We start from the raw sequence: 5914 nt of genomic DNA, 5'->3' as shown, positions 1-5914 counted from the left end.
GGCCTGGGCTTCAACCCGTACACCACGCAGATCGAACCGCACGACTACATCGCCGAGCTGTTCGACGCCATTGCGCGCTTCAACACCATCCTGATCGACTTCGACCGTGACATCTGGGGCTACATCTCCCTGGGTTATTTCAAACAGCGCACCATCGCTGGCGAAATCGGCTCGTCGACCATGCCGCACAAGGTCAACCCGATCGACTTCGAAAACTCCGAAGGCAACCTGGGCATCGCCAACGCACTGTTCCAGCACCTGGCGAGCAAACTGCCGATCTCCCGCTGGCAGCGCGACCTGACCGACTCCACCGTACTGCGCAACCTCGGTGTCGGCTTCGCCCACAGCGTGATCGCCTACGAAGCCAGCCTCAAAGGCATCAGCAAACTGGAGCTCAACGAGCAGAAGATTGCCGCTGACCTCGATGCTTGCTGGGAAGTCTTGGCTGAGCCGATCCAGACCGTGATGCGCCGCTACAACATCGAAAACCCGTACGAAAAGCTGAAAGAACTGACCCGCGGCAAGGGCATCAGCCCGGAAGCGTTGCAGACTTTCATCGACGGCCTGGACATGCCTGCGCAAGCGAAAGCCGAGCTCAAGCAACTGACCCCGGCCAACTACATCGGCAACGCTGTAGCGCAAGCCAAACGCATCTGATCGACCGTTTGACCCGCTTGAGACGCCCGGCCGCGCCGGGCGTTTTTATTCCCGTCTGAAAAGTGCTTTTTTTCAATAGGTTACATATGAATCCCGATATTCCTCTTCAACTTCTGGGCGGCATCACAGCACGTGAATTCCTGCGCGACTACTGGCAGAAAAAGCCGCTGCTGATCCGCCAGGCGATTCCTGACTTCGAAAGCCCGATCGACGCCGACGAACTGGCCGGCCTGGCCCTGGAAGAAGAAGTCGAATCGCGCTTGGTGATCGAGCACGGCGAGCGCCCATGGGAACTGCGTCGCGGCCCGTTCGCTGAAGACGAATTCAGCAAGCTGCCGGAAAAAGAGTGGACCCTGCTGGTTCAGGCCGTTGACCAATTCGTCCCGGAAGTCAGCGAGCTGCTGGAAAACTTCCGCTTCCTGCCGAGCTGGCGCGTCGACGACGTGATGATCAGCTTCGCCGCCCCGGGTGGCAGCGTCGGTCCGCACTTCGACAACTACGACGTGTTCCTGCTGCAAGGCCACGGCAAGCGCAACTGGAAAATCGGCCAGATGTGCGATTCCGAGAGCCCGTTGCTGCAACACGCCGATCTGCGCATCCTCGCCGAATTCCACGAAACCGAAGAATGGGTTCTGGAACCAGGCGACATGCTCTACCTGCCGCCGCGTCTGGCTCACTGCGGTGTCGCGGTCGACAACTGCATGACCTACTCGGTCGGCTTCCGTGCACCAAGCGCCTCTGAAGTGCTGACCCACTTCACCGACTTCCTCAGCCAGTTCCTGACTGACGAAGAGCGCTACACCGATGCTGACGCCAAGCCAGCCGTCGATCCGCACCAGATTCAGCACGATGCCCTGGATCGCCTGAAAAGCCTGCTCGCCGAGCACATGAGCGACGAGCGTCTGCTGCTGACCTGGTTCGGCCAGTACATGACCGAGCCGCGTTATCCGGAACTGGTGGTTGGCCCGGAAGACGTCGAAGAAGAAGATTTCCTCAGCGCTCTGCAGGATGGCGCCATCTTGATCCGCAACCCGAGCGCGCGTCTGGCGTGGTCGGAAGTCGATGACGATCTGCTGTTGTTCGCCAGCGGCCAGAGCCGTTACCTGCCGGGCAAGCTGCGCGAACTGCTGAAGCTGATCTGCGCCGCTGACGCCCTGCACACCGAGAACCTCGGTGAGTGGCTGAACGACGAAGACGGTCGCGGCCTGCTCTGCGAACTGGTCAAGCAAGGTAGCCTGGGGTTCGCTGATGAATAAAATTCGCGTTCGTGTCGCAGACTGGCAGAAGGACATCGCCGAGATCCGGCGCATTCGTGAAACGGTGTTCATTGCCGAGCAATCGGTGCCACCTGAGCTGGAATGGGACGCGGATGACGCGACCGCCGTACATTTTCTGGCGTTTGAAGGCGACTTTCCGATTGGTACTGCGCGTCTGTTGCCTGATGGGCACATCGGCCGCGTTTCCGTGCTGAAAGACTGGCGCGGGATGAAGGTCGGTGATGCGCTGATGCAAGCGGTGATTGCTGAAGCTGAAGAACGCGGGTTGAAGCAGCAAATGCTCAGCGCGCAGGTGCAGGCCACGGCGTTCTATGAGCGTTTGGGCTTCAGCTTGGTCAGCGAGGAATTCCTCGAAGCCGGGATTCCGCATGTCGACATGGTTCGCCATTCGGCATAAGACCGCGGCGCGGCGATCGCGAGCAGGCTCACTCCTACAATTGAAATGCGATTCCCTGTAGGAGTGAGCCTGCTCGCGATGGCGCCCGCAAGCACCCCCCAAAACGCCCCGGCATCACCGATGCCGGGGCGTTTTGCTGTCTACGATTCAACTTGCCCCACCCAAGGCCGACAAACTGGCAATATCAAGCCTTTCGAACGCGGAGATAACGGACATGTCCCTACGCACCCTGCTCACCACCTTGCTGCTCGGCTGCAGTTTTTCGGTGATGGCAGCCACAGAAATCGTGCCTCTCAATTACCGCACCAGCACCGACATGCTGCCAATGGCGCAAGACTTCCTCGGCAAGGACGGTCAGGTCAGCGCCTACGGCAACCAACTGATCATCAAGGCCGAGCCAGACAAGATTCAGGAACTCAAGGCACTGATCACCCAGCTCGACACCGCGCCCAAGCGCCTGCTGATCACCGTCGACACCAACGAAAACAATGGTCGGGGCGACGAGGGTTATTCGGTCAATGGCGCCCAGCCAAGTCAGACCCGCATCATCAGCCGCAGCACCACCAGCCGTAACGGCGGCGTGCAACAGGTGCAAGCCAGCGAAGGCATGCCAGCGCTGATCCAGGTCGGGCAAAGCGTGCCGATCACCAACGTGCAGAGCGATTCCTATGGCGGTTACAACAGCCAGACCCAATACCGCAACGTCACTCGAGGGTTTTACGTCACCGCCAGCGTCACCGGCGACACCGTTCACCTGGCGATCACTACCAACAATGACCGAATGAGCCAGGAACGTTCCGATGTAGTGAACGTACAAAGTACCGACACAACTGTCAGCGGACGCCTCGGTGAATGGATCACCCTCGCCGGCGTCAACAGCCAGACCCAGGCTGACAAACAGGGCCTGACCCGCAGCTACTCGACTCAAGGTCGGGATGACATGACCTTGCGGGTCAAAGTCGACACGTTGGACTAAAGCACCGAAAACTGACTGATTAGTCGTATTAGACGAAAGATGTAGTGCTTGAAAAAAAGCACTACAAAACGTTTGACGAGGCAAAAAAGCGAAGGCATGATGGCCTCGCTCCCGCTAATCAGAGGCCCTGGCAAGGGCCTTCGAAGCGATGTTCGCACCTACCCCGCGAACCGTTTCGTGTCTGTACCGCCCACAAGGTGTGTTTGACGAGGTTGCCGACTGGAACGAAGTTGTCCCGAGGGACGGAAGCGTAATTAGGTAACCCGGCTCCACACTGTAGACCGTATAAAGGCCCACGACGCCCGAATGCGCCCGCAGTCCGCCACTACCTGCTCACTTCCCCTCGAGCCCATCGTTCATCCCGTCGCCTACCCCGCCGAAACCGACTTGACCACCTAAGCTTCTGGTCAGCGAGCGCAGGAATTTTCCACCGCAGAACAACTTTTCATAAAAGACGCGACGAGGTTTATCTCCATGGCACTGACACGCGAACAGCAAATTGCAGCCCTCGAAAAAGACTGGGCTGAAAACCCGCGCTGGAAAGGCGTGACACGCACTTACTCCGCTGCTGACGTCGTCCGTCTGCGTGGCTCGGTTCAACCTGAGCACACCTTTGCAAAAATGGGCGCCGACAAGCTGTGGAACCTGGTCACCCAGGGTGCCAAGCCGTCCTTCCGTCCTGAGAAAGATTTCGTCAACTGCATGGGCGCCCTGACCGGCGGCCAGGCTGTTCAGCAGGTTAAAGCCGGTATCCAGGCGATCTACCTGTCGGGCTGGCAGGTGGCTGCGGACAACAACTCCGCTGAATCCATGTACCCGGACCAGTCGCTGTACCCGGTGGATTCGGTTCCAACCGTGGTCAAGCGCATCAACAACTCGTTCCGTCGTGCTGACCAGATCCAGTGGAAAGCCGGCAAGAACCCGGGCGACGACGGCTACATCGACTACTTCGCGCCGATCGTGGCTGACGCTGAAGCCGGTTTCGGCGGCGTTCTGAACGCTTACGAGCTGATGAAGAGCATGATCGAAGCAGGCGCCGCCGGCGTTCACTTCGAAGACCAACTGGCCTCCGTGAAAAAATGCGGCCACATGGGCGGTAAAGTACTGGTTCCTACCCAGGAAGCCGTACAGAAGCTGACCGCTGCACGTCTGGCCGCTGACGTTGCCGGTACGCCGACCATCATCCTGGCCCGTACCGACGCGAACGCTGCTGACCTGCTGACTTCCGATTGCGACCCGTACGACCAGCCGTTCGTGACTGGCGAGCGCACTCAGGAAGGTTTCTACAAGGTTCGCGCTGGCCTCGATCAAGCCATCGCTCGTGGCCTGGCTTACGCGCCATACGCCGACCTGATCTGGTGCGAAACCGCCAAGCCGGATCTGGACGAGGCTCGTCGCTTCGCTGAAGCGATCAAAAAGGAATACCCGGACCAACTGCTGTCGTACAACTGCTCGCCTTCCTTCAACTGGAAGAAAAACCTGGACGACGCGACCATCGCCAAGTTCCAGCGCGAACTGTCCGCCATGGGTTACAAGCACCAGTTCATCACTCTGGCCGGCATTCACAACATGTGGCACAGCATGTTCAACCTGGCGCACGACTACGCCCGCAACGACATGACTGCCTACGTGAAGCTGCAAGAGCAGGAATTCGCTGACGCTGCCAAGGGTTACACCTTCGTGGCTCACCAGCAGGAAGTGGGCACCGGCTACTTCGACGACATGACCACCGTGATTCAAGGTGGCTCGTCTTCGGTAACCGCACTGACCGGTTCGACTGAAGAAGAACAGTTCCACTGATCTGCTTCGCCTGAGCAAACGGCCCCTGCGGATCGAATAGAAAGCTAACCGCAGAGCCGAAAAACTGACGCCCCGACTGGTTCGGGGCGTTTTTTTTGCCCCGATTTAATGAACACCACAAATCCCTGTAGGAGTGAGCCTGCTCGCGATAGAGGTGTGTCAGCTTGCGCATACTGTGACTGACCCACCGCTATCGCGAGCAGGCTCACTCCTACAGGGATCGGTGTCGTTCGGAGAAAACATTGATCCAGCGCGGTACATCCGTCAGAAAAATCCGCTAAAACGGGCGCCGTCGCTACTTGCAGTAACGCGCAAGTAAGACAACTTCCCAACTTCCATCCCGTTAAACAGTTACAAAACCACTCCAAACGATATCAATTATCATTTAGCCACAACTATGTTCGTTACATTCCCTACAAAACATTATTTGCATAAACCCGCCTAATGCCCGCAACGCATGGGCTGCAGGGCAGTGGAGATGCGCTATGTCCTTATTCCAATAAATAATTTCGCTATAGGAATTTTACTTGCAGGGTGTTTAGCCATAAAATCAGCGCGATTGATTGCTGCGACATATCGTCACTGCCTATTTCTTTATCAAGCTCAGAGACCTTTGCTCTCTGTTAAGGATTACCAGCATGCCCGAAGCGACAGGACTCATGGCCCACAACTGGGGCTTTGCCATTTTCCTTCTGGGTGTCGTCGGCCTGTGTGCCTTCATGCTTGGCGTCTCCAGCCTCCTCGGGTCAAAACCCTGGGGTCGCAGCAAAAACGAACCGTTCGAGACCGGCATGCTACCGACCGGTG

General features: G+C 57.9%; 5 protein-coding genes and 1 pseudogene. All 6 read left to right on the top strand.

Translation table 11 applies throughout. From position 1 onward, the window contains the following. Nucleotides 1-657 (top strand): lyase family protein (locus ACIPIZ_RS29120; protein WP_401168948.1); only part of this gene is annotated, 657 nt, incomplete at its 5' end. 86 nt (nt 658-743) lie between these two features. Further along, nucleotides 744-1913: a cupin domain-containing protein gene (locus tag ACIPIZ_RS29115; RefSeq protein WP_064390676.1), complete on the top strand. Its 1170-nt coding sequence runs from the start codon at nt 744-746 to the stop codon at nt 1911-1913. Further along, nucleotides 1906-2331, top strand: a complete 426-nt coding sequence (locus ACIPIZ_RS29110) for a GNAT family N-acetyltransferase (protein ID WP_034155132.1) — start codon at nt 1906-1908, stop codon at nt 2329-2331. The genes ACIPIZ_RS29115 and ACIPIZ_RS29110 overlap by 8 nt, the downstream gene beginning before the upstream one ends. A gap of 214 nt (nt 2332-2545) precedes the next feature. After that, nucleotides 2546-3307 (top strand): secretin N-terminal domain-containing protein, encoded by a 762-nt coding sequence (locus tag ACIPIZ_RS29105; protein WP_064390677.1) that lies wholly within the window; start codon nt 2546-2548, stop codon nt 3305-3307. Nucleotides 3308-3781: 474 nt separating this feature from the next. After that, nucleotides 3782-5107: an isocitrate lyase gene (gene aceA, locus ACIPIZ_RS29100; RefSeq protein WP_007920195.1), complete on the top strand. Its 1326-nt coding sequence runs from the start codon at nt 3782-3784 to the stop codon at nt 5105-5107. Nucleotides 5108-5745: 638 nt separating this feature from the next. Beyond that, nucleotides 5746-5914 (top strand): annotated as a pseudogene (locus ACIPIZ_RS29095) (NADH-quinone oxidoreductase subunit A); the annotation flags it as partial.

The organism is Pseudomonas sp. NPDC087690, assembly GCF_044743175.1.
GTDB lineage: Bacteria > Pseudomonadota > Gammaproteobacteria > Pseudomonadales > Pseudomonadaceae > Aquipseudomonas.
Note: the sequence above shows the minus strand (reverse complement) of the source record. Positions and strands in the feature narration are given on the sequence as shown.

Bases quoted from the DNA above. Each gene is read 5' to 3' on its own strand.
- ACIPIZ_RS29115 (WP_064390676.1), top strand. From the start codon at position 744: ATGAATCCCGATATTCCTCTTCAACTTCTGGGCGGCATCACAGCACGT.
- ACIPIZ_RS29105 (WP_064390677.1), top strand. From the start codon at position 2,546: ATGTCCCTACGCACCCTGCTCACCACCTTGCTGCTCGGCTGCAGTTTT.
- ACIPIZ_RS29110 (WP_034155132.1), top strand. From the start codon at position 1,906: ATGAATAAAATTCGCGTTCGTGTCGCAGACTGGCAGAAGGACATCGCC.
- aceA (WP_007920195.1), top strand. From the start codon at position 3,782: ATGGCACTGACACGCGAACAGCAAATTGCAGCCCTCGAAAAAGACTGG.